The organism is Gleimia sp. 6138-11-ORH1, assembly GCF_024814355.1.
In the GTDB taxonomy this organism is placed as follows: domain Bacteria; phylum Actinomycetota; class Actinomycetes; order Actinomycetales; family Actinomycetaceae; genus Gleimia.
The window spans coordinates 632,418-657,357 of the sequence record NZ_JANUXV010000001.1 but is presented as its reverse complement, the minus strand read 5'-3'; the positions used below and the strand labels follow the sequence as shown (position 1 = coordinate 657,357).

General features: G+C 48.1%; 15 protein-coding genes. 10 read left to right on the top strand and 5 right to left on the bottom strand.

Translation table 11 applies throughout. The features are described 5' to 3' along the window. Window positions 1-64 precede the first annotated feature (64 nt). From yajC to NXS08_RS02735, 5 genes are all read left to right on the top strand, one after another. Entirely contained in the window at window positions 65-394 is a 330-nt protein-coding gene (gene yajC, locus NXS08_RS02755) for a preprotein translocase subunit YajC (protein WP_259136981.1), read from the top strand. Next, window positions 391-2,163: a protein translocase subunit SecD gene (secD, locus tag NXS08_RS02750; protein ID WP_259136978.1), complete on the top strand. Its 1,773-nt coding sequence runs from the start codon at window positions 391-393 to the stop codon at window positions 2,161-2,163. The genes yajC and secD overlap by 4 nt, the downstream gene beginning before the upstream one ends. Continuing rightward, the gene (gene secF / locus NXS08_RS02745) at window positions 2,160-3,290 is read left to right on the top strand and encodes a protein translocase subunit SecF (protein WP_259136974.1); all 1,131 of its coding nucleotides are present in this window, start codon (window positions 2,160-2,162) and stop codon (window positions 3,288-3,290) included. The genes secD and secF overlap by 4 nt, the downstream gene beginning before the upstream one ends. Beyond that, a complete protein-coding gene (locus tag NXS08_RS02740) occupies window positions 3,287-3,826 on the top strand; it encodes an adenine phosphoribosyltransferase (RefSeq protein ID WP_259136972.1) in 540 nt (179 codons plus the stop codon). The genes secF and NXS08_RS02740 overlap by 4 nt, the downstream gene beginning before the upstream one ends. A 151-nt stretch (window positions 3,827-3,977) precedes the next feature. Continuing rightward, window positions 3,978-6,290, top strand: a complete 2,313-nt coding sequence (locus NXS08_RS02735; protein ID WP_259136967.1) for a bifunctional (p)ppGpp synthetase/guanosine-3',5'-bis(diphosphate) 3'-pyrophosphohydrolase — start codon at window positions 3,978-3,980, stop codon at window positions 6,288-6,290. A gap of 18 nt (window positions 6,291-6,308) precedes the next feature. Here the strand turns inward: NXS08_RS02735 and NXS08_RS02730 are convergent, their stop codons facing one another. After that, entirely contained in the window at window positions 6,309-6,686 is a 378-nt protein-coding gene (locus NXS08_RS02730; RefSeq protein ID WP_259136965.1) for a hypothetical protein, read from the bottom strand. A 104-nt stretch (window positions 6,687-6,790) separates the two neighbouring features. After that, window positions 6,791-8,110, bottom strand: a complete 1,320-nt coding sequence (locus NXS08_RS02725; protein ID WP_259136963.1) for a DUF349 domain-containing protein — start codon at window positions 8,108-8,110, stop codon at window positions 6,791-6,793. A gap of 226 nt (window positions 8,111-8,336) precedes the next feature. Here NXS08_RS02725 and NXS08_RS02720 point away from each other — a divergent pair, with 226 nt between their 5' ends. From NXS08_RS02720 to NXS08_RS02705, 4 genes are read left to right on the top strand one after another with little or no spacing between them, the layout of a single operon-like run. Beyond that, window positions 8,337-9,044, top strand: a complete 708-nt coding sequence (locus NXS08_RS02720; RefSeq protein WP_259136960.1) for an MBL fold metallo-hydrolase — start codon at window positions 8,337-8,339, stop codon at window positions 9,042-9,044. Window positions 9,045-9,104: 60 nt separating this feature from the next. Beyond that, window positions 9,105-10,436 (top strand): histidine--tRNA ligase, encoded by a 1,332-nt coding sequence (hisS, locus tag NXS08_RS02715; RefSeq protein ID WP_259136957.1) that lies wholly within the window; start codon window positions 9,105-9,107, stop codon window positions 10,434-10,436. Window positions 10,437-10,464: 28 nt separating this feature from the next. Continuing rightward, the gene (locus NXS08_RS02710; protein WP_259136955.1) at window positions 10,465-12,195 is read left to right on the top strand and encodes a dynamin family protein; all 1,731 of its coding nucleotides are present in this window, start codon (window positions 10,465-10,467) and stop codon (window positions 12,193-12,195) included. Beyond that, window positions 12,192-13,799 (top strand): GTPase, encoded by a 1,608-nt coding sequence (locus NXS08_RS02705; RefSeq protein WP_259136953.1) that lies wholly within the window; start codon window positions 12,192-12,194, stop codon window positions 13,797-13,799. Before NXS08_RS02710 ends, NXS08_RS02705 begins: the two co-directional genes overlap by 4 nt. Before the next feature lie 105 nt (window positions 13,800-13,904). Here the strand turns inward: NXS08_RS02705 and NXS08_RS02700 are convergent, their stop codons facing one another. Further along, the gene (locus tag NXS08_RS02700; RefSeq protein ID WP_259136951.1) at window positions 13,905-15,791 is read right to left on the bottom strand and encodes a DEAD/DEAH box helicase; all 1,887 of its coding nucleotides are present in this window, start codon (window positions 15,789-15,791) and stop codon (window positions 13,905-13,907) included. 209 nt (window positions 15,792-16,000) lie between these two features. Beyond that, the gene (locus NXS08_RS02695; RefSeq protein WP_259136949.1) at window positions 16,001-17,401 is read right to left on the bottom strand and encodes an MFS transporter; all 1,401 of its coding nucleotides are present in this window, start codon (window positions 17,399-17,401) and stop codon (window positions 16,001-16,003) included. Window positions 17,402-17,518: 117 nt separating this feature from the next. On the opposite strand from NXS08_RS02695, the gene aspS reads away from it, so the two are divergent. Then, window positions 17,519-19,297, top strand: coding sequence for an aspartate--tRNA ligase (gene aspS, locus NXS08_RS02690; RefSeq protein ID WP_259136947.1), 1,779 nt, complete (start codon window positions 17,519-17,521; stop codon window positions 19,295-19,297). Window positions 19,298-19,577: 280 nt separating this feature from the next. Here aspS and NXS08_RS02685 read toward each other — a convergent pair whose 3' ends face one another. Then, window positions 19,578-24,767 (bottom strand): ExeM/NucH family extracellular endonuclease, encoded by a 5,190-nt coding sequence (locus NXS08_RS02685; protein WP_259136945.1) that lies wholly within the window; start codon window positions 24,765-24,767, stop codon window positions 19,578-19,580. Window positions 24,768-24,940 lie beyond the last annotated feature (173 nt).

Here is a 24,940-nt window from a genome sequence, read left to right as displayed (position 1 = left end):
AAAAGGGCATAGAATTCACCCTGGACATAATTTATAACGCCGACAACTAGGAAGAGGCAAAACTGTGGAGCAATATCTCCTTCCACTTATGTTTCTATTACCCATTGCCGTTTTATTCTTCATGGGCTCAAATGCCCGTAAGAAACAAGCCGAAATGCAAGCTAAGTTAAATGACGAACTTAAACAGGGCGTCTGGGCGCGCACCGGCTCTGGCTTCTACGGGATTGTAGTAGATATCGATGGTGATGTGGTAGTACTGGCATCGCCAGATGGAACCGAAACCCTCTGGGATCGGCGCGCCATCGTTGAAGTAACCGAACCTCCTTTCTCAGAAGAAGATGAAACTGAGGAAGAAACGGAAAACCCTCAGTCTGAAGCGGAAGAAACAAAGTGACTCCTCCAACAAGCAACCCAGTAAAACCTCTGGTGGCGCTGACTCTACTGATAGTTTCTGCAATTATTGCTTTAACTGTTGGGACAGTTCGTAACGTCGCCTCTCCCGTTCCTGAACTGGCCCTTGATTTACAAGGCGGTACCCAGCTGATTCTTACCCCCACTTTAAGAGAGGGAGAATCCGAAGCAGAAATAACCGAAACCGACTTGGAACAGGCAATTGATGTCATCCGCCAACGCGTCGATGCCTCTGGCGTTTCCGAAGCAGAAATTACTTCACAGGGTGGGCAAAATATCGTGGTTGCTCTCCCCGGGCAACCCTCGGAAGAAACTCTTAACCTAATCCGCTCGTCTGCGGTAATGCGGTTTAGACCAGTCTTACAATCCGGCACCCCAAATGCTTTGGAACTTCCCAAAGAAGCCCCCAAAGAAGGGGAAACAGTTCCGAAAACTGTTGAAGAATACGCAAAATCGATTGCAGATCAAAATAAAGACGGACAACTTTCCGATGCGCCTGCGCAAACTCCAGAAAATAACTCGGATTTAGCGTGGGTAACGGAACAGGCAGTTTACGATTTCTTAATCACTGACTGTACTAAGCCTGAAGCATTAGCGCAGGGATCTGCTGACGACCCAGCTAAACCACTGGTCGCTTGTAACCTTACCGGAACTGAAAAATACCTTCTGGGCCCGGTTGATCTTGACGGAACTAACCTGGTTTCCGCACTGGCACAGCCATCCCGTAACGTAAACGGACACTTAACTGGCCAATGGGAAGTAGTCCTCACCTTTAATGCCGAAGGCACTAAGCAGTTTAGTGAAGTATCCAGAAGACTGTATGAGCTGCGAAATGTGGACCCCGCCCGGCAGCGGTTCGCTTCCGTTCTGGACGGTAATGTTGTCACCGCCCCCGTGGTCCAGGGAGCTATCACGAATGGTTCCCCTCAAATTACCGGCGATTTCACCGCTGAAAGTGCGCGGGCGTTAGCAAACCAACTTCAATTCGGTTCATTACCACTTAACTTTAATGTTGAAACTGAACAGCATATTTCCGCCACATTAGGTGCCGAACACCTACAGAAGGGAATGTGGGCAGGAATCGCTGGACTTATCTTAGTGATGCTCTATCTGCTCTACCAATACCGCGGATTAGCGCTCTTAGCCGGAGGCTCTCTGGTAGTCGCCGCTATCTTGATCTACCTTTCCATCGCCTTACTCTCATGGTTAATCGGCTACCGACTCTCTCTAGCGGGCGTTGCTGGTTTGATTATTTCAGTAGGTATTACCGCTGACTCATTCATCGTCTACTTTGAAAGAATCCGTGACGAAGTTCGCTCCGGTATGCGGTTAGATGATGCGGTAAATGTTGGATGGATCCGTGCGCGACGCACCATCATCGTCTCTGACATGGTGAACCTACTAGCTGCTACAGTTTTGTACTTCCTAGCAGTTGGGGGAGTACAGGGATTCGCCTTCACCCTGGGATTAACGACTATTGTGGACCTGATTGTGATCCTCTGGTTTACTCACCCAATGATGGTGCTCATGGTAAAGACAAAGTTCTTTGGAAACGGGCATAAACTATCCGGCCTCGACCCAGAACATCTGGGGGCAACTGATCCCGCCACCTATATGGGACGCGGTAAAGTCAGGAACGTTTCTAAAATTAAACATTCTGCTGACCCAGCCGGAGTTGAAACTGGACGTAAATCCCTTGCCCAAAAACGTAAGGAAGCAGAAAGCACCGCAGTAGAGGAGACCAACCAATGATGAGCTTCGCAAAATGGGGGAACGCCCTTTACTCCGGTGAAAAATCCTACGGCATCATTTCTGCCCGTAAAAAATGGCTGTCCCTTGGATTAGTTTTGATCGCGGTTTCAATCGCCTTCATCGGAATACGCGGAATGAACCCCTCTATCGAATTTATTGGAGGATCACAGTTCACTCTAAGCCAGCTTTCTAACACATCGCAGGAACCTGCCGAAAAAGTGCTTGAACAGCACGGTTTAACTCAGGGAACTAAAATCACTCAGCTGGGCAGTTCCGGACTGCGAATTCAAGGTCCAGAAGTATCCGTCGAAGAAATCGCGAAACTACGTACCGATTTAGCCACTGCCTACCAGGTAAGCCCCAATGAGGTTGATGCTACTAAGATCGGCCCCTCCTGGGGGGCGGGAGTAACCAGCAAAGCAGTTAAATCACTGGTTATCTTCCTGACTTTGGTGGGAACACTAATGGCCATCTACTTTAGGTCATGGCCCATGTCAGTTGCCGCTTTATTTGCGCTGGCACACGATATGTTTATTACCGCCGGGTTCTTCGCCCTAATCCAAGCAGAAGTATCACCGGCCACAGTGATCGGGTTTTTAACGATTCTGGCATACTCCCTGTACGACACCGTAGTGGTCTTTGACCGCGTGCGTGAACTTACCGGGGACCTCACCAAACAAAATGAGTACACTTTCGCAGAGTTGGTGAACCTAGCTGTGAACCAAACTTTAGTGCGTTCGATTAACACTTCAGTGGTGGCATTACTTCCAGTAGGTGCAATCCTATTTATCGGCGCGCTGCTTTTAGGAGCGGGGACACTTATTGATATTTCACTGGCACTATTTGTAGGTATGATTGCCGGTACCTTATCTTCAGTGTTTATCGCTCCAGCAACTTTAGTGCTCATCGAAGAAAAACGAAAGCGTACCAGCCAACATACGGCAACCGTTTTAGCTGCCCGCGGGGAGAAAGAAATAACCGTAGTTGCGCCCAAAGCTAAAGATATTTTTGTAGAACCAGCAAAGGCTACCGAGGAAGAAGAATTTGCCCCAGACGTGATTCCCGGACGTCATCTGGGACAATCCGCTCAGCCAAAGGGTAAAGTCAAGAAAAGGAAAAAGAAATGAGCAATGAACTCAATTCTCGAATTGGCAATCTAATCACCGAAAATTTAAGAGAAATTCCTGATTTTCCAGAACCTGGCGTATTATTTCGCGATATCACCCCGCTTTTGGCAAACGGAGAGGCTTTTGGAAAACTGATTGACGCTTTAGCCGAACACTACCGCGGAAAAGTAGATGCGATTGCCGGTTTGGAATCTCGTGGGTTTATCTTGGCAGCGCCTTTAGCTATCAAACTTGGTTTAGGGATGATTACCATCCGTAAAGCCGGTAAGCTCCCTGGCCCAGTCATCGGCGTAGACTACGATCTTGAATACGGCAGCGCCCGGATGGAAGTTCGTCCAGACTCGATTCACGAAGGTCAGCGCGTCCTAATCATTGACGACGTGCTTGCCACCGGAGGCACCGCCGCTGCAGCTGTGGAACTAGTTCGAGGACTCGGTGCAGAAGTTGCCGGTATCACTGTGCTTCTAGAACTAGAAGCTCTTAAAGGACGAGACAAGCTACCTGGCTTAATAGTTGAAAGTGGCGTCACTTTCTAAACTAAACATTCTATTTGCCCTCGTGAGTAAGTCTCACGAGGGCAAATAAATTATTACTTAATACCTGAAGTTTTAAGCTGCGCCGGGAATGATTTTTCCAGTAGAGTTTCTTGATTCTGGTTAAAAACAAAAGAAATGTTACTATTAACACATGACATCGCACAGCGTAGAGAACATGAACAGTAACCCAGTAAGTGGTTCTCGGGTTCGCTCCCGCCTAATGTGGTTTGGGACGCGGCGACGCTCAACTGCGCCTGAAATAGAACCGTTGATCCGCGCAGTTTTAGCCCATCACCCTAAAGCAGACGTTGAAGTAATCGAACGCGCCTACGCGACTGCCAAACACTATCACGAAGGGCAGATGCGCAAATCAGGCGAACCATACATTACTCACCCCGTAGCGGTGGCCACCATCTTAGCGGAAATCGGAATGACCCCTCCGACCCTAGTGGCAGCACTTCTACATGACACAGTTGAAGACACCGACTACACGCTTGAACAACTCAGTAAAGACTACGGTGAAAATATCGCGCTATTAGTCGATGGCGTAACTAAACTCGACAAGGTAAAGTACGGGTCCGCTGCGCAGTCAGAAACACTGCGTAAAATGATTGTCGCCATGTCTAAAGACATTCGCACCCTCTTAATTAAACTAGGGGACCGACTACACAACGCGCGCACCTGGAAATACGTTTCCCCCGAATCTGCGAAGAAAAAAGCGCGGGAAACACTTGAAATCTACGCTCCCTTAGCCCACCGCCTGGGCATGAACACGATCAAGTGGGAACTAGAAGAAATCTCATTTGCAATTCTCTACCCAGAGATTTTTGCTGAAATTGATCGCCTGGTCAGTGAACGCGCCCCCCAACGCGACGAATTCTTACGCAACGTCATCCTCAGCATTGAAGATGATATGCGCGTAAACGGGATCCACGGAAAAGTTACTGGACGACCAAAAAACCACTATTCCATCTATCAAAAAATGATCGTCAGAGGAAAAGCTTTTGACGACATCTACGACTTGGTTGGAGTCCGCGTCCTAGTAGATACTGTGCGGGACTGCTACGCGATGATGGGAGCCGTCCACGCCCGGTGGAGCCCCATTCCATCACGGTTCAAAGACTACATTTCCACACCAAAATTTAACCTCTACCAGTCCCTCCACACCACAGTTATGGGGCCAGCTGGCCGTCCGGTAGAAATTCAAATCCGCACTTTTGAAATGCACGAACGCGCCGAATACGGGGTAGCAGCCCACTGGCGTTATAAAGAAAATCCGAACGCCACCAACGGCGATACAGACCGGATGTCAAGCCAAGAACAAATGAACTGGCTTCGCGGCTTAGTGCAAATGGAAAGAGAAACCGGCGACCCGGAAGAATTCCTAGACTCGTTACGCTATGAAATTTCTGGTGACGAAGTTTACGTATTCACCCCCAAAGGGGAAATTCAAGTACTTCCTGCCGGATCCACCCCGATTGACTTTGCCTACGCAGTGCACACTGAGGTAGGGCATAAAACTGTGGGCGCGCGAGTTAATGGAAAACTCGTCAGTTTAGAAACGAAACTAGAAAACGGTGACATTGTTGAGGTATTTACCTCTAAAGCTGAAAAAGCCGGTCCAAGCCAAGACTGGTTAGCTTTCGTTGCTTCCTCCCGGGCTCGCTCAAAGATTAAAGCCTGGTTCTCCAAAGAACGCCGCGAAGAGACAGTCGAATCTGGAAAACAGGCGATTGCCCGGGCAATGCGCAAACAACATCTCCCGATCCAAAGACTGCTCACCCATGATTCCTTAACCACAATCGCCTCAGGATTGGGGTATAAAGATATCACTTCACTGTATTCGGCAGTGGGAGACAATCAGGTATCTGCCCACACTGTAGTGCAACGCCTCATCGATTCTTTAGGTGGAGACCAGGGCGCAGAGGAAACTCTCTCCGAAGCAATCACGCCCGGAAGAACCCGCCGCTCCTCGTCCAGTGGAGACAGTGGGGTAATTGTCCAAGGTATGTCAGCCAATGACATTTGGGTAAAAGTTGCAAAATGCTGTACCCCGGTTCCCCCTGACGAAATAGTTGGCTTCATTACCCGCGGACAAGGCGTTTCAGTCCATTCCAAAGAATGTGCGAATGCTAAAGCCCTCCAAGCTAATCATCCAGAACGATTCCTAACCGTAGAGTGGGATGCAGACACACAGGCTAATTTCCTAGTCCAGGTTGAGATACACGCATTGGACCGAGCCCGCCTCCTAGGTGACTTAACCTCTGTCCTGGCTGACTATCAGGTAAATATTCTCTCTGGGAATATGTTTACCTCCAGCGACCGGATCGCGACTGTACGTTTCACTATGGAAATGGCAGACGCAGCCCATCTGAACGCTACATTAAGCGGACTCCGTAAAGTAGACGGCGTGTTTGAAGCAAATCGAGTACAGGGCAATACAGGGAATCGAAACCGAAACTAACTTAAAACAAAAGTTTAACTACCGGATATTCGCTTCACTTAAAACTGGAACAGGTAGGGAAGTATCCACCTGTAGTGCCCAGTGAGCACGGAAGAAAACTAGCTTCTGCGTAGGCTTTCGGCGCCGTTTTTCACTGACTACACAAATTGGAAATGGATTACCTGTACCCAAATGAATCCACCGCGCCGTGTGGTGAGAAAAGGCTTCGTCAGTATCTAAAAAAGGCTCTAATAACAGCGCCCTGGAAACAGGGGAGATAACCAACTGCTTAGGGCAGAGTAAAGCCCCGACTTGTACCGCCTGCGGATGCTGCTCAACACGATGAAATAAACCCCGAGTTTCCTGAGTAAGGGGAAAAATCTCCCCGGGATTCACCGCCACATAATCAACTCTCATATGCTTATTTTTCACCAAATAAATCGCGTAAGAAACAGCCTGTGGAAAACTAAGGACAAATAAAAAAGTGGGCGCCTAAAGGCGCCCACTTAAAACTAAGAGATTCAGTCTAAATCGGCAGAAATCTGCTTATACCACTCGCGTTTGGTAGCTAAAGCATCTTCCAAGTTAGCTTTTTGCTTCGCATCAGTAGCAGCTTCTAGCTTAGCTTCTAAATCACTAATTGCTGCCGCGAGCTGGCCCAACATTCCCTCAGTCCGAGCTTTTGCATCCGGATCAGAGCGACGCCACTGTTCTTCTTCAGCATCAGCAACCGCATTCTCAACCGCCCGCATAGCGCCCTCGATACGACCTAAATCAGCCCGAGGAACCCGACCGATTGACTCCCAGCGATCCAAAATACCCCGCAAACTCTCTTGAGCAGCAGCCAAATCAGTAATTGGCAGCAGAGCCTGAGCTTCGGCTAACAAAGCTTCCTTTGCTTCCAAATTAGCGCGGAATTCAGATTCAATAGCCTCGCTATTGGCCCGGCGAGCGTCAAAGAAAACCTGCTGGGCAGCGCGGAAACGAGCCCAGAGCGCATCGTCTTCTTTCGGAGTGGAACGCCCCGCCTGCTTCCATTCCTCCAACAGTTCACGATAGGCAGCAGCAGTTTGCCCCCAATTAGTGGAATTTTGGAGTTCTTCCGCCCGAGTAATCAGGGCTTCTTTAGCGCGGCGAGCTTCAGACTGGCGGGCATCTAAAGCAGAGAAATACTGGCGACGGTGGCGATCCAAAGTTGTCCGCGCAGTAGAGAAACGCTTCCACAAAGCATCTTCAGCACTACGATCTAAACGAGGTCCTCTCCGCTGCAACTCTTTCCACTGTTCCAACAGCTGACGCATCTTTTCAGTAGACTGCTTCCACTGAGTCTTAGCTGGGTCTTGCGCAGCCAGCTTTTCAGCAGTTTCTACTAAAGCTGTACGCTCCGCTAAAGCTGCTTCCTTAGCTTGCTTACGTTCTGCCTTAGCCTGCTCCTTACGTTCTTCAGCGATCTTTTCTAAACCAGCTAAACGAGAACGTAATTCATCTAAGTTACCAACGGCTGCAGGAGAAACCAACGAAGCAGAAATTGATTTAATCGTAGTTTCAATATCTTTTGGAGAAAGAATGTGAAGCCGAGCTTCAAAAAGATTAATGGAAGCTTCCAAATCTAGGAAACGGCGAATATAGAGGCTCAGCGGATTTTCTGGAAGGCCATCGGGGTAAGAGCCAACCTGACGTTCCCCAGCGGACTCACGTACCCAGATATTACCAGCTTCATCTACCCGACCGAACTTAGCTGCTTCTTCCTCTTTAGAAACAGTTAGAAGCGGAGTCTTAGGTTTATTAGCGGTAGTTTCAAGAGATTCGTTTTTTACGGTTTCGTCAGTTGGATTGCTCACGATACTCCTAGATTTAGAGGACGGGGTTGGGTAAAAACCTGACCGTTCGACATTGATGCGTTAAATTCAACCACCTGCCAAATAGCAGGTGATGTAGGAAACCTACACGATTAATCTTACGTCTTTTAAGAGAGGTAACATAGTCATTTAGAAAGAATGTTACGAGATTTAAACCGATTCTTGCCCCACATCGTATTTTTAACCAAGCCGGGCTAATATTAGTCTCATGAGAATTCACAGTATTGTGGCGGAAATGTTCGCCGAAAATACCTTTGTAATTACGCCCCCTGGCTCTAACCAGGCACTGATTGTAGACCCCGGAGTAGGCGTAACCCAAAAGGTAAACGAATACCTAACGCAAAACCAGTTAGAAGCCCACGCGGTTTTACTTACCCACGGACACCCCGATCACGTTTGGGAAGCAGCTAACTTTAATACCCGCGTTTGGATTCCCCGCCCCGATTTATACCGCTTAAAGGATCCTTTAACGCACCTGCCCCTCGGGATTGAATTCCCAACCCCGTGGCAGCCACCTGCCGAGGTCTGTGAAATTCCCTCCGGTACTTTCCAACCTGTTCCAAAACTAAATATGCTGATGATCCCCGCGCCAGGACACACTGAAGGTTCAGCAATTTTTCTATTCGAACTGCCGGCACACACCAATTTAGAAACTAACTTAGAAAGCGACTGGCTGGCTGAAACCTTCACTGCAACACAGCCATTTGCTTTAGCTGGCGATGTTATTTTCATGCAGGGAGTAGGACGCACTGATCTGCCTGGCGGCGACGAAACACAGATGCGACATTCCCTACGTACCCTGGCTAACTCGATTGACCCCGCTACAATCCTCTTACCCGGACACGGGTATATTACCCAGTGGGGTTTTGAAAAGGTTAATAACGCCTACGTAAAACGCGCCATGCGCTTGGGCTGATCCCGCCTAAAGAACTAAACTAAGTCTATTAAGCAAATACTAAATAAAGAAAGATTTCCAATGCTTGCACGCACCTCACTTTCCGGATTCCCCGAATGGCTCCCTACAGGACGCATCGTAGAAAATGCGATCTTAGATCACCTGCGGCGGACATTTGAGTTACATGGGTTTGCATCTTTGGAAACCAGAGCAGTCGAAACACTTGATGAATTGCAACGCAAGGGCGAAACCTCTAAAGAAGTTTACGTACTTTCTAGACTGCAAGAACAAAAAGAAGAACGAGCTTCTAAGAAAGAACGTTCCTTAGGATTACACTTTGATTTAACGGTACCGTTTGCCCGTTTCGTGATTGAAAATGCAGGTTCCTTAGCATTTCCATTCCGCCGCTATCAGATCCAAAAAGTCTGGCGCGGAGAACGCCCGCAGGATGGGCGTTTCCGGGAGTTCACCCAAGCGGATATTGACGTGGTAGGAGACGGCTCCCTCGCATTCCACCACGAAGTAGAACTACCACTGGTGATGTTAGAAGCACTTTCCGGATTACCTATTCCAAAGGTGACCGTCTTAGTTAATAACCGCAAAGTAGTGCAGGGATTCTGTGAAGGGATTGGGATTACTGCCGTGGATGAGGCTCTGCGGGCAATTGATAAACTCGATAAAATCGGTGCTCCAGCAGTATTAGCTGAAATGGTTGAAAATGGTATTTCACCGGCACAGGGAGAGAAACTTTTAGAACTTGCGAATATCCGCGTGACTGAAAATGTCACTGCCGCAGTTGCAAAACTAGGGGTAGAAAATCCACTGTTAGAAACTGGTTTAGCAGAGTTAGAAACCCTCTTAGTAGCAGCTTCTAAACGCGCTCCGGGGCAGGTTGTTGCTGATTTGAAGATTGCCCGTGGCTTAGATTATTACACCGGTTCAGTTTATGAAACTATTTTGGAAGGACATGAAGACCTGGGATCAATTTGCTCTGGAGGAAGATATGACTCTTTGGCAACTAGCGGTAAACGCACCTACCCGGGAGTGGGCCTATCAATCGGCGTTTCCCGTTTAGTTTCAAGGATTCTTGGACAAGAACTGATTACTGCTTCAAGAAGCGTTCCCACTTGCGTGCTGGTAGCAGTCAATGACGAAACTCAGCGCAGTCAGGCTGATGACGTAGCTTACGCGTTACGCAGCCGGGGGATTGCCGTGGAAGTCAGCCCCTCTTCAGCTAAGTTTGGCAAACAAATTAAGTATGCTGACCGGCGGGGGATTCCCTTCGTTTGGTTTACTGATCCCGAGGGCGCTCACACCGTTAAAGATATTCGCAGTGGGGAACAAGTATCCGCCGACCCACAAACTTGGATGCCCGCAGAAGCTGATTTACAACCGCAGCTTTTGCTTAAATAGTTAAGTATTTGTGGAATAATGAGGTGTCATGGTTGATATAAGTGCTTTAACAAAGTTAAGTAAAGCGTTAAATGAAATCCGCTTTACTTTTACTCAACCTGAGTTCACTCAAGCTGATTCGGAACGTTCTCGGATTGTTCATAAGTTGGATAATCACGTGTTACCGCGTTTGCGAAATATTGAAGCCCCCCTGATTTGCGTAGTGGCTGGTTCTACGGGAGCGGGAAAATCAACCTTAGTTAATTCACTGTTGGAAACTGAGGTGGCTACCGCTTCACCAGTGCGTCCCACTACCCGTCGTCCGCTTTTAATCCATGCAGCTGCTGATCAGGATTGGTTTGCGGTAGGCTCACCTTTACTACCGCAGTTAGCGAAAGTGCAGGTAGCTTTAGATGCTCCTCCCACTGCCGCTGAAGTTGGTAGCCATCAGGAACTTGAAGTTCGCAGTAGTACGGTACTTCCCGCCGGTTTAGCCTTGCTTGACGCACCAGATTTTGATTCCCTAGTTGCTGAAAATAGAGAGCTTTCACGGAAACTCTTAGACGTTGCGGATATGTGGGTTTTCGTGACTACAGCAACTCGTTATGCTGATGCGGTACCTTGGGAAATCCTACGGGAAGCTAAGAAACGAAACTTAACTTTAGCGGTTGTTTTGAACCGAACGCCGGAAGAATCTAGCGCCTTGGTAAGTGAAGATCTTTCCCAACTATTAACCGAAGCTGGTTTAGAAAAGCTACCTCTTTGGGTGCTCCCTGAAACAAAGTTAGAAAATGGGCGGATTCCCTTCCAACTGGTCGAACCACTGTCCAACTGGTTGCGTGATTACACGGAAAGCAGTCAGTTACGGATTGCAACTGCTATGCGGGCACTTTTAGGAACTGTTAGAGTGCTGGCAAATGATACTCATGCGGTAAGGCGTACTATTTCATTCCAAAATGAGCTTTTAGAAGACAGTCAGCAAACTGTTAATCAACAGCTTGAACAGGCTATTACGCGGGTTAAAGAAGCCTCTGCAGATGGAAGCCTTTTGAAAGGTGAAGTCTTGGCAAGATGGCAAGAACTGGTAGGCGTATCAGAGTTAACCAAGGCGATTGAAAAAGGTTTTACCCTGTTCAAATACAGGGTGCGGAACTTTTTTGGAAGCCAAAAACCACAGTTAGAAGCTATTGAAGTTGCCCTTGAATCAGGGTTGGCAACAATCATTTCAACCGAATTATTCACCGCCTATCGGCGAGTACGTGCCGACTGGAAAACTAACCCTTACCTGCAGGATTTAGAAACCGAAATAGCTGAGTTGGCAACTGAAGATATTCAGACAAAAGCGCAAAACTTAACGCTGGTATGGCAGCAAAAATTGTTGGAGATGATTAGTCTCGAGGGCGGTTCCAGGCGAACCACAGCAAAAATAATGGCAGCGGGAGTGAATCTTTTGGGAGTTGCCTTAATGATTGTGGTTTTTGCGTCCACCGGTGGTTTAACCGGAGCCGAAGTGGGGGTAGCGGGGGTCACTTCTATTTTTGCGCAAAAGCTACTGGAAGTGATTTTCGGTGAACAAGCAGTGAAAACTATGACTAAACGGGCTCATACTCAATTAGTAGAGTTAGTTAAAGAGTTTTACAGTGAAGAATTTGCAAAACTGCGGGGACAGTTGCCCCCACTTACCGACACTAAAGAACTTACTGAGGCGATTTTTAGCACTGAGCGGACAGTGCGGGAGTTAGAGCATGAAATCCGTACCAGACTTGGGGAGAAACTGTGAAAGGATTATTTAATCGCCATCAGGTAAATCCGAACCGGCTGGTAGAAGATCTCAAGGAAATAATTGAACTTACTGAACCTGATCTGAATGAAGCACAGATTAAGCGTTCCGCTGAGGTCGTTCAACTGGCGAGTGAACGTTTAAAGTTAGACCCGCAGACAACTGTAGTTGCCTTAGTCGGCGCAACTGGTTCAGGTAAATCAAGTTTATTTAACGCGCTTTTAGAGGTGGATATTTCCCCGATGGGGGTGAAGCGCCCCACCACAACCGAAGCGATTGCTGTGGTTCATATGACTCCTCGGATGCCTGAGTTAATGGACTGGTTGGGAATCAAACACCGAGTCCTGGTACCAGCTGATGCTAAACTGCCAGCGAATATGGCTTTACTTGACCTACCGGATGTTGATTCTATCCGGTCAGCTGGGCGAGAGCTGGTTGCGCATCTGATTAAGCGTGTAGATTTACTGATTTGGGTAACCGACCCTGAAAAGTATGCGGATAACATTTTACACAGCGAGTTTATACGCCCCCTGGCAAAACACGCGCCCAAAACGGTAGCTGTTTTAACTAAAAGCGATTTATTAACCGAAGCGGATATGCAGACGGTTAAAGCAGATTTACAACGGCTGTTAGAAGCAGGGGAAGTAAAAGACCCTCTGGTAGTTACCGTATCTGCGAAAAATGGGCAGGGGATTGAGAGCCTACGGGAAACCCTCAGTGCGGTAGCCACCCGGCAAAGTCAGGAATCCCAGAAGCTAATTGCTGCTTTAGAAGAGGAAAAAGAGGCAATTAGTAAAGAAATTCTGGGTGGAAAATCAGAACTGGAACTGCAGGCAACCTACCGAGGATTTAAAGAAAAGAAGTTTAGAAAACAGGTTGAAAACACGGTTTATGAAGTTGCCAATGTGCCTCGTTTGCAACAGACAGTTGAAGCCACCTACCGTTATCGGGCAGGTTTAGCCAGCGGTTTTCTATTAACCCGTAAACTTCGGCTTTTAAAGGCTGATCCGGCAAAAAGTTTACATTTGGAACAGTCACCCTCATTAACAAATCTACTTCCGGCAACCCAAGCGGCAAATCAACTTAAATTAAATGTTCGTCGCGAACTCGAACCATTGGGAGAAGCGCTTCCCAAAAAGTGGTATCAGCAGATCCAAGAAACTGCTTTACAAGGAACGGAAAATGTAATCCCGGCGATCACGCAAACTTTAGCCACTGTATCTCTACCAATCCCACAAGAGAAACCAACTTGGTGGAAAGTTTCTAACTGGATACAAACACTTTGTTGGGCAGTAGCTTTGGCGGGATTGCTTTGGCTCTTGGCTTTTCACCTGCTGCGTAGCTTTTTCCTAATCGATTTACCGGTGCAAACTTGGAACCTGATTCCAATAAAGGTTTGGCTGATGTTTTTTGGAACTATTGGGGCAGTGGCTACCAGTTTGATAACAAATCTTCTGGTGAGAATAACCGCGCGAAAACATGCTTTAAAAGCCACAACCATCCTACAGCAACGGCTTGACGCAGTAGCAGAAGAAAATATTCTTAACCCGGTTAAAACGGAAATTAGTCGGCAGGAAACAATTCTTAGAAAACTACTGAGCTAAACGGTAAACATCGTCGAAAACCTTGCATTAACTGGTGGAGCTTAAACTTTGGGGGGCTGAAATCAGCCCCCCAAAAAATATTTTAAAGTCGTAAAACTAGCTCAACTACTTACGCTTTTTTCCAGCGGAAAAACCTTTTCGATCAGAGCGTCCGCTACCACCGCGTTTACGATCGCGCCCCTTGAAACCGCCGCGACCTCGATCAGACCAGCCTTGTCTACCGCCAGAGCGACCAGCTTTTTCGTCGCTTGCGCCGCGCTCAGCCGGGCCGGTATCTTCTTTAATCCGTAACTGGCGGCCAGAAACAAATGCTTTAGAAATACGCGAAGTAGCCTTTTCGGAAAGTTCTCCGGAAACTTCAACTAAAGAGAAAGTTGGGAAGATTTCAATCCGTCCTAAATCGGAACCAGCAACGCCACCTTCACCAGTAATCGCCCCTACAATCGCCCCTGGTTTAACACCGTCACGTTTACCAACTTCCACGCGGTAACGGCGGGAGAACCCAGAGGAAATGCGCGGAGCAGAGCTTGGTTTAGTGGACTTTAACCGAGATTTCTTCCCGCCATCACGACCTGCTTCAAAAGATGCAGCTACAAAGTTGCCCTCTGCATCAACTTCTTCTTCATGGCGGATCTTACCTTTTCCGCGACGTTCTTCTGGTTGAGGTCCCTTATCACCAATCGCAAATGCAAGCAGCGCAGCAGCAATGTCCTCAATCTCAATGTCAGTAGTATGGCGAATCTCGTGAAGTAAATCGTAGTAGAGTTCTAAACGACCCAACTCAACACGCTGAGGCATGGTAGCTAACAGGCGACGTGCTCTGAACTCAGAAACTTCCCGAGGAGAGGGAATAACGATTTCTTCCATCTTAGTGCCGGTTAGTTTTTCAATCTGGCGAAGACGGAACTGTTCTTTAGGAGTAAAGAAAGTAAGAGAGCGACCCTGGCGACCGGCGCGACCGGTACGTCCCACGCGGTGAACATATGCTTCAGTTTCGCGGGGGACATCAAAGTTAATAACCAATCCGATTCGCTCAACGTCTAAACCACGCGCCGCCACATCGGTTGCTACCAGCACGTCCAAAGAACCATCGCGTAACCGCGAAACAATCCGCTCACGTTCATTTTGGGAAACGTCCCCAGAAATAGCTGCGGCAGTAAAACCCCGCGTTGCCATATCCACAGCAACTTCATCAGCGTCCACGCGGGTACGCACGAAAACGATCGCTGCGTCTTCATCACGAGTAGCCAACACCCGTCCTAAAGCACCCAGCTTATGCTTAAAGGGAACTACCGCGTAGGTTTGCTGAATATTCTCAACAGTAGATGATTGGCGAGCAACTTCAATGCGCACGGGATCAGTCAAATACTGGTCTGCTACGCGTTTAATGAAATCAGGCATTGTGGCTGAGAAAAGAGCCGTGATTCGCTTCCCTGACTCTGGCATAGCAGCCACGATAGTCTCAACGTCCTCGGCAAAGCCCATGCGGAGCATTTCATCAGCTTCATCAAGAACCAGCATAGCTACGTTATTAAGCTTCAACGCGCCTTTTTCAATAAGGTCAATCACACGTCCAGGAGTACCCACCACAATCTGGGCACCGGATTTCAAACCCTTAATCTGGGTTGTATAAGGAGCCCCACCGTAAACGGTGACAACTTTAAGCTTAGACAAATGCGCTGAGAAAGCTTCAATCGCCGTAGCAGACTGCATCGCGAGTTCACGGGTAGGCGCTAAAATAATCGCTTGGACAGCGTGTAGAGCAGGATCAATGTGAGCCAGCATCGGAAGCCCAAAAGCAGCGGTTTTGCCAGTGCCAGTTTGGGCGATACCAACAATATCGCGTCCTTCTAGCAGGTAAGGGATTGATTGTTCTTGAATCGGAGTAGGGGATTCAAAACCCATTTCGGTAATCGCGGAAAGTACTTTTTCAGGTAGATTTAAATCGGCAAAAGTAGTCATTGTGTCCATTTCATAATCGGAAAACTGCATTAAATACTGCGTTCTCCTTAAACCACATACCTACCGACTTAACCTTCTGTTAAGTGGACCGCACATCAAACCCGAGGAGATCTCGCAACCTAATCAACCCTACACGCTTTCAAGCAAGAAGTCTTTGCAGGCCCTGGTGAGTTCTCTTACAGGCTCCGCTAGAGTGCGTGGAGAATCCAGGTTTGCTGCAGCTACCAGTCGTTTCTTTCTCACTCTTTTCTTCCGCGGGTGGGAACTACTAAGTTTCGATTCTGCCAAGCCGCGTAAACTCCCAGTAAGGCGATTACACTTGCCAGTAGTGGAGCCGGTAAATAAGCGGGTAAACTCAACTTCGCATCAGCAATAAAGTTCCCCCAGATTCCTAAAGCTAAACCAAATAATCCCGTAGCAACTGCCGGGCCAGTTGCATCAGCTAACTGCAGTTTAGAAGAGACATCACCGTGGTGTTTAAAAGGAGTGACTGCTAATGAAAGATCTGAGATTGTGGAGGTCATAACGCCCATGCCTAAACCAATTAGCCCCCAGCCCACTAAAGACGGATAAACACTGAGATTTGCAAAAGCTAACCCAATTAACGAAAGGTTCCCAACGAAAACTAAGATCGCCCCAATAAAAGGCAACTTTAAGCGAGCCTGCATTGGTTTCACACGACTTTGGATATACGAGCCAAGTGTCCATGTGATTGTCCCCAAAGTTAAAACCCAACCGGTTTGCTGTAAATCCCAACCGTGCTCACGGTTAAGAATCAACGGGATAAAGAACTCGGTACCAATCATCGCTGCCATTAGTAAAAACCGCGTGGCATACATGGAAGCCACCCCCGTAGCTGCCCGGAAAGTAGCTTTCGGGAAAAGCCAGATCATTCCATAAAGAAAAAGCATCACTGCAAAAATACCTATGCCAAACGTCCAATAACCGCTCGTCCCCCCAGCAAATTGCATTAGGGCAATGGAACCAGAAAGCGCCATGGTGGGAAGTAAAGGCGGACGATGCTCAGGGGCACTATCGCCCTCGGAAAGATAATCCTCTTTTGCCGGCATCCGGCGCAAAAGTGGGAAAAGCGGAATGGTACCGAAAAAAGCCAACGGTAACACCATCAGGAAAACTGGACGCCAATGCCAAGTATTAACCACGAAACCTGCCAACGCAGGCCCCACCATGGACGGAACCACCCAAGCATAGGAAAAGGAGGCAAAAAGTTTCGGGCGGTCTTCTGCCTCAATCAAGGCGCCAATCATCACATAAAGGGGCACAATCGTGAAACCGATTCCTAAGCCCTGCAGGAACCGGGCCGCGACAAAGACCAGCAGATTCGGCGCTAAACCCGCCAGTAAAGAACCGAGCATAAACCCGGCAACACCAAAAAGTAATGGGCGCGCCACACCCAGGCGATCGCTTAACCAACCGGCAAAAACAGTGGTGAAAATCTGTCCAGCTAAGACCACTCCAGCTGCCAGAGAATACCAGGTGTCAGATCCGAGCTGCGCAATCACCGCTGGCATCGCATTTGTCGTGGCCATCGCCTCAAAAGCAAAGCCGGTAATCAACGTGAAAGCAGCCACTGAAAGCAAAGTGAAGTTAGAAAGTCGCGCCGCAAATGATTGTGTCATAGGCTTCATAATACAATACGTCTGGAAATCGGTTTTTCAGTAGGGAGAACAAGACTTATCATAGAAAGTGCGCCCGCCCGTTCAGCGGTGTCGACACCCCAAAAGAGAGGAACGCAAATGCTGCGTACACATGAAATTGGAACCCTTAACGCCTCACTCATAGGCGAAACCGTAACCGTAGCCGGCTGGGTAGACCGCCGCCGCGACCACGGTGGGGTAGTTTTCGTTGATTTACGTGACGCTTCAGGAATTGCCCAGGTGGTAGTTCGCGATGAGGCAGTTGCCCACAAACTTCGTTCAGAATTCGTTCTGAAAGTCACCGGTGAAGTTTCCCGCCGTCCAGAAGGTAATGAAAACGCTGGCTTAGCGACCGGCGAAATTGAACTACTGGGCGATGATATTGAAATTCTAAACACCTGTGACGCTTTACCATTCCAAGTTTCTGATAATGCGGATGATTCAGGCAAGGTAGGTGAAGAAACTCGCCTGCGCTACCGTTACCTAGATTTGCGTCGTAGCCCAGCCCAGTACGCAATCCGTTTGCGTTCCAAGGTTTCTCAGGCGGCTCGTCGCGTTTTGGATGACCATAAGTTCGTTGAAATTGAAACTCCGACACTGACTCGTTCCACTCCTGAAGGTGCCCGTGACTTCCTGGTTCCAGCGCGTTTGTCTCCCGGCTCTTGGTACGCGCTGCCACAGTCGCCTCAGCTGTTTAAGCAGCTGCTGATGGTAGCGGGTATGGAACGCTACTACCAGATTGCGCGCTGCTACCGCGACGAAGATTTCCGCGCTGACCGTCAGCCAGAGTTCACTCAGCTGGACTTGGAAATGTCCTTCGTAGAACAAGACGATGTAATCGCAGTTGCGGAAGATATTCTGAAAGCAGTTTGGAAGACTATCGACTACGATTTGCCAACTCCGATTCGCCGGATGACTTTCAAAGAAGCCATGGAAAAGTACGGCTCCGACAAGCCAGACTTGCGTTTTGGGCAAGAAATCATTGACTTAACAGCTTTCTTCAAAGACACTCCTTTCCGCGTATTCCAATCTGAATACGTTGGCGCTGTTGTGATGCCAGGAGGCGGTTCTCAGCCTCGCCGCACCTTCGACAAGTGGCAGGAATGGGCGCGTTCTCGCGGTGCTAAGGGCTTGGCATACGTAACCATTTCCGAGGACGGTGAACTGGGCGGTCCAGTTGCAAAGAATATCTCTGACGAAGAACGCGCTGGCCTACAGGCTGCAACTGGAGCTACCAATGGTGACTGTATCTTCTTTGGCGCTGGTAAGGCTGATGAAGCCCGTGCTCTACTGGGGGCCACCCGTTTGGAAATCGGTAAGCGTACCGGCTTGATTGACGAAGACGCTTGGTCATTCGTTTGGGTGGTAGACGCACCACTGTTTAAACCAGCCGGTCAAGATGATGACGTTGATTTGGGTAACTCTAAGTGGACGGCAGTACACCACGCATTCACTTCACCAAACCCAGATTGGATCGACAATTTCGAAGAAGATCCCGGCAACGCCTTGGCTTACGCTTACGACATTGTCTGTAACGGTAACGAAATTGGCGGCGGCTCCATCCGTATTCACCGCCGTGACGTGCAAGAGCGTATCTTCAACGTAATGGGGATCGGTCCTGAAGAAGCACAGGAAAAGTTCGGCTTCCTACTTGACGCTTTCCGTTTCGGCGCTCCACCACACGGTGGGTTGGCATTTGGTTGGGACCGGATTGTGTCCTTACTGACAAAGGCAGATTCTATCCGCGACGTAATTGCCTTCCCCAAGTCCGGGGGCGGTTACGATCCTTTGACTCAGGCTCCTGCTCCGATTACCGCTGAACAGCGAGCTGAAGCTGGGGTAGACTTCGTAGCTGAGGAAGATGAAGCAGACGCATAAGTTTGGTTAGCTTAAAAAGAACGCGAGAAAGGTTTTCTCGCGTTCTTTTTAATTGGCTGGTCTATTAGGCAAACTACAGCTGTCTGGTAGCGAGCATTTTAGGGGCGCCCTCGCAAAAGTATATGAGAAACCCAACCTAGTTACCCGTAAATTAATTTCACCGGTAAAGGAAAGGCAGCCTCCCTTGAGTCCTTAGATAGTTGGAATATTCCTTCAGGCAAATAGTAAAGGTCCCCGAGCTAAAGTGCTCGGGGACCTTTTGGAATTAAGCTAAGGTAACTTAGGCGCGGCGACGCCAGGCTACTAGAGTTACCCCGGCGAATAAGGCCGTGATACCAGCAAAAGCAACACCAGCGGTCAGACCGGTCTTAGGTAGTTGCTTACCCGGCTTTGCCGGAGCTTTTGGCTGCTGAGGAGTTTTATCCTTACCAGGAGTTTGATCCGTACCTGGAGACGGCTTTTGTTCTCCGGCTTTGACGATATTTACCGGTTGGCTTAACAAATCCTTTCCAGCTAAGGAACGAACAATAACCTGATGTTTCCCAAGTGGGAAATTAGCTGGAATCTGCCAAGAAATGGTGGCAACCATTCCCTCACCATTTGGATTTGCAACTAGCTTTGCTCGTCCCATAAAGGTTGGGTCTGATTGGATGTAGAAATCTACTTCCTTTTCAGTAGTGGGTTTAGGCAAAGTGAAAGTAGCAACCAAAGTCTCAGAAACAGGATATTCCGGCTTTTCCACTTCCAAAGTAGCTCCAGTTAAGTCAAATGCGGGAGGTTGAGGAGTTGGAGTATCAGGATCGGTGGGTTTTTCAGTCACAACTTTAAGCCCGAAAATCTCAGGGTTATGATCAGAAGAACGCCACTGGTCGGCCGCGTAGAGGTTCGTCACATTATAGTTATGACGAGAGTATTCCAACATGAGAGGTTCGTGAGCGTTAATCTCCCAGACCTTCACATTAGAAGCGGTGAGCAGCTTTGTACCCGCTTCATTAGCCAACACATGATCTAAAGAACCAGATAGACCTTTGTAGACGTAAGAGTGACCCTCAGTAGGTAATTTAGCGTAACCTGCTGAAGCTAAGGTCATAATCGGATCTTCTTTAGAGTAAGCATTGAAATCACCCAGTAGGAAGGTAGGTACGTCAGCGAAATTATCATTCGCGAACTTAGCCAACGCAATGGCCTGTTCGACACGCAGTGGGTTGTTATTTCCCTGCCCATCGAAGTCACCTTCTTGTTGTCCGTGTCCGCTGGCAACTGAACCCTTTGACTTAAAGTGGTTCACAATTAAAACAAAAGGTTTCCCAACTTGCTTTTCAGTGACCACTGGAGAGAACTTTTGCGCCAACGGAGAACGAGCCACTCCGGTGAATGCTGAATCATCAAGGATTAGGCTCTCACCCTCGACTTTAACTACTGCGCGCTTATAGATAAACGCGGTGCGGATAGCATCTCCATTATTGGGAACTGCAGCTGGGGAAGGCACAGCAGCCCAAACTTCAGAACCTGCTTTTTGGTTTAAGCCAGCTACCAGATCAAGCAATGCCTCATCGCGGTCTTTACCGAACTTAGCTGAGTTCTCAATTTCTTCTAAGGAAACAATGTCAGCATCTAACGCACTGATCGCTGAGACGATCTTATCCTTTTGCATTTGGAATGCGGCGGCAGAATAAGCGCCACGTACCTTACAGCGGTTGGTACCAATCTTATTTCCTTCACGATCAGTGTAGGCTTTACAACCAGGTTCATTCTCACCTAAATCAGTGAAGTAATTCAGCACGTTAAAGGTAGCTACCTTCACGTCGCCAACTACTTCAGGTTTAACCGGGCGATTGTTAGTAACCGAAATAGGGGAGTTCTCTAATCCAACTACCTGCTGGCGTGGCTGAAGTACCCAGCCAAAACGGTATTCAAAGACAACACTATCGTTGAATGTAACGGGTGCTCCTACCCTCACTGGATTATCTAAAGTTAGGTAAGGAAGAGCAGAGTTACGAGGATCAAGTGGAGCATTCTTACCGGGAGCGCGTAGATAGTTCCAAGTTGATCCGTCATCTAGAACAATCGCAGCTGCCTTATTTTGAGCAGCAATCTTTTTAGCTGCGTCACTTCCCGGTGCAGCCACATCAGTTGGCTGCTGCAGCGGAACAGCGCCGAAAGCTAAGGTTAAAGTACCGTACTGTCCAAGAGTATAGTTATCAGTTACAGTCAAGGCACCAGTTGGTTTCACCAACATACCTTCGATTGCTTCTTTTTCAGCGTCGGTTGCAGGTACCGCAGCCAGTTCCAAAGCAGTTACCGGGGCACAATCTTGCGCGGGGGTAACAGTGGGGTTAGTTAGCTGGGTAGAGAATTCATAATCCTCTTTAGCGTTTTTAGCCCCGTATTCTGCGACTGTACCCTTTACCTGGACGCAACTTCCCAATTTGGGGATTGCGTTTAGATTCTTAGCTCCGGCGTAGACAAAGATTGCTTCAGAACCATTTGCGGGAACTGAGCTTCCTGAGCCAGGGGTCTGGATGTAGAAACCATTTAGATTACCGGTGGGGTAAGCTGCTGTGACGACACCCTTAGTAGTAACAGTTTGTCCTACCAGAGGGGACTTCATGCCGGTTCCTTGAATCTCAGAAATCGGTTTCAGATTAACTGCCGGAGGGGGAACAGGTTTGTCGCCTTCCGGTGGTTTTGGATTAGTGTCTTTTTCTTTGATGACATTAATGCCGAAAATCTCTGGATTATGGTCAGAGGAACGGAACTCATCAGTAGTGTAAAGATCCGACGCCGTGTAGTTCTTCCGAGAATATTCTAAGGCAACAGGTTCATGGGCGTTAATCTCCCATACCTGAGCTTTACCATTGACAATTGCCTGACCAGCAGGGTTGGTGATTGCGTGATCTAAGGATCCTACTCGTCCGCCGAACAGGTAGGAATGCCCCTGGGTGGGTACCTTAGTGAAACCAAGGTTTGCAAATGCAACGATGGGATCTTCTTGAGAATAAGAGTTAAAATCACCAATCAAGAAAACTGGAGTATTTGCATAAGTGGCATTTACCCAGTTTGCTAAAGCCTCAGCTTGTTCAACGCGTTTTGGATTCCAACCGCCTTGACCGTCTTGCTGATCCTGCTGCTCTGGGTTACTTCCACCTCTTGGAGGGCGCTTTGATTTAAAGTGATTAACTACCACAACGAAATCTGTACCCGTTTGCTTTTCACCCACAACTGGAGTGAATTTTTGTGCTAACGGGGAACGAGCCAGGTTGTTGTAGGAGGGGTCTGCCAGGATTTCTGAATCTCCCACCGGTTTAACCTTCGTCTTATTGAAGATGAAGGCGGTACGAATGAAATCACCGTTGTTAGGAACAGTCTGCGGGCTACGTACGTAATCCCAAGTTCCACCAGCTTCGTTGAGTTTTGAAACTAAATGAGCTAACGCAAAATCTCGATCCTTACCGAACTTAGAGGAGTTTTCTACCTCTTCAAGACCTACAACGTCGGCATTTAATTTGTTAATCGCAGTAACAATTTTAGCCTGTTGATCTTGAAACGCAGCTTCAGAATAGGCTCCACGAACACTACAACCATTGGAAACAACTGGATTACCATCGCGGTCAGCATAGAACCGACACTTATGGTCTTTACCTAAATGCACGAAGTAATTCAATACGTTATAGGTAGCGATCTTAACATCACCCTGAACCTGGGGAGCCGCCTGCGGGCGATTGTTCTCAATCTGCACCGAAGAGTTCTCTAAACCATGAACCGGCTGACGTGCCTGTAGAACCCACCCATAGCGGTATTCGTAAATCACACCGTCAGTGAAAGTAACCGCAGCCCCCAAACGTACTGGGTTTTCTTTGGTTACGTAGGGAAGTGCAAAATCACGCGGATTCGGATTAGGTTTTGGATCACTAGCTTTTTGCCGTGACATGTAATTCCAAGACACACCATCGTCAAGTTTAATAAAATCTGCTTTATTTTGCGCTTCGACGGCTTCAGCAGCCTGACCTGGACGAGCAACATCAGTTGCTTGAGGAAGTAGCTTCCCGCTCTTAGAAAGACCAACTACCCCGAAAGTATTTAACTCGTAGTTATCCGTCACTACCAGCTTTTGCTGTGGTTTGATGAGCATACCTTCGATAGCTTCGGATTCAGCTGCGGTTTGGGGAAGTTTCGCAAGTTCCAAAGTTGTTACCGGATCACAATCGTTAAGCGCAGTAATTGTTGGATCTGTAATCTGCGTAGTGAACTGCTCTTCAGTAGGATTTTTTGCTGCAGCGTGCTCTTTAACCGTACCAGCTACCTTCACGCAGTTTCCTATTTCAGGTAAAGCTGTGGTGTTATTTTTCCCCGTATAAATGAAGATAGCTTCAGAACCATTAGTGGGGGCAGTTTTTCCGCTGCCCGGGGTCTGGATATAGAAGCCATTAATATTACCGTGAGGGTAACGAGCTGTAACGACACCTTTAACAGTCACTGGCTGGTTCTCAAGTGGAGACTTAAAACCGGTGCCCTGTACTGCTGAAATGGGTTGTTCATTACCTGAAGCTGGAGGCGGAGTTGGGTTAGTTCCGCCACCTGGATTTGGGTTACCTCCCGGATCCGGAGTTTCATCAGGTTTCGGAGCCGGTGGATTTTCACCTGCCTTAGTAATTGAAACAGGTGAGTTAGTTGTTCCCGCCACCGGCAGTAAAGGTTGTAGACGCAGAGCGCCATTTACATCAACTAATACGTCAGAATGGAAACTAAGGGTATCTCCCACAGAGACAGTTACATTTTCAGGGATGAAAGGCAACGGAGAGTTCTTCAAATGAGTATGAACACCATCATCTAAAAGAACTTTGTGCCCCGGATTTACTTTATTAGCAAGCTCCAAAACCCCTTTTTTATGGAAATCTTTTGTTGAAGTAATCTGGAACTCACCCTGGGGGCGCACCAACATACCTTCCAACAATTCCAGCTGCTCATCAGTTGGGATCTCAGTTAAGGCAACCGCTTTAACGGGAGCACAAGCCTCCGCAGAGACAGTTACAGACTTAATATTTTCAAGGCGAGTCAGGCGATTCGATTTAGAATTGCCCATTTCATCGACATTTCCAACCACGGTGACACACTGACCCACCTGCGGAGCATGATGGAGGGTTTTCTTCACCAAACTGATAAAAATACCGTGAGAACCGCCTACCGGAATTTCCTCTGCGGTGCCGGGGGTTTGAATAAAGAAACCCTTACGGTGCTGATCGGTAACATTAACAGAAGTTACCACCCCTTTAATGCTTACCAGCGGGCCTTTCCCGTCAGCAGTAAGTAGGGGAGAGCTGGCACCGTTGCCCTGGACCTCTTGAATAGTTTTTTCAAGTGGAACATCAGCAGCAGGTGCGGCATGTACAAGCGAGCCGAGCGGTGCAAGCAACAGCGTCAATGCTGTAGCTGTTCCCAGCATACGGAGCCGGTTTGTTAGTTTTTTCAAAACTGCCTCCTGGCATAATATGGGATATTTAACGGGATAAAGACAGCGATTAGGCAATAAATGTCAAAATATCGCACCATTAGTCTAACAGAGCAAATATATGGCATTTATACCTGCTCATTTACTGACGCAAATTTGTTACCTGTAAATCCCTCTATTAACATGACCCCGAA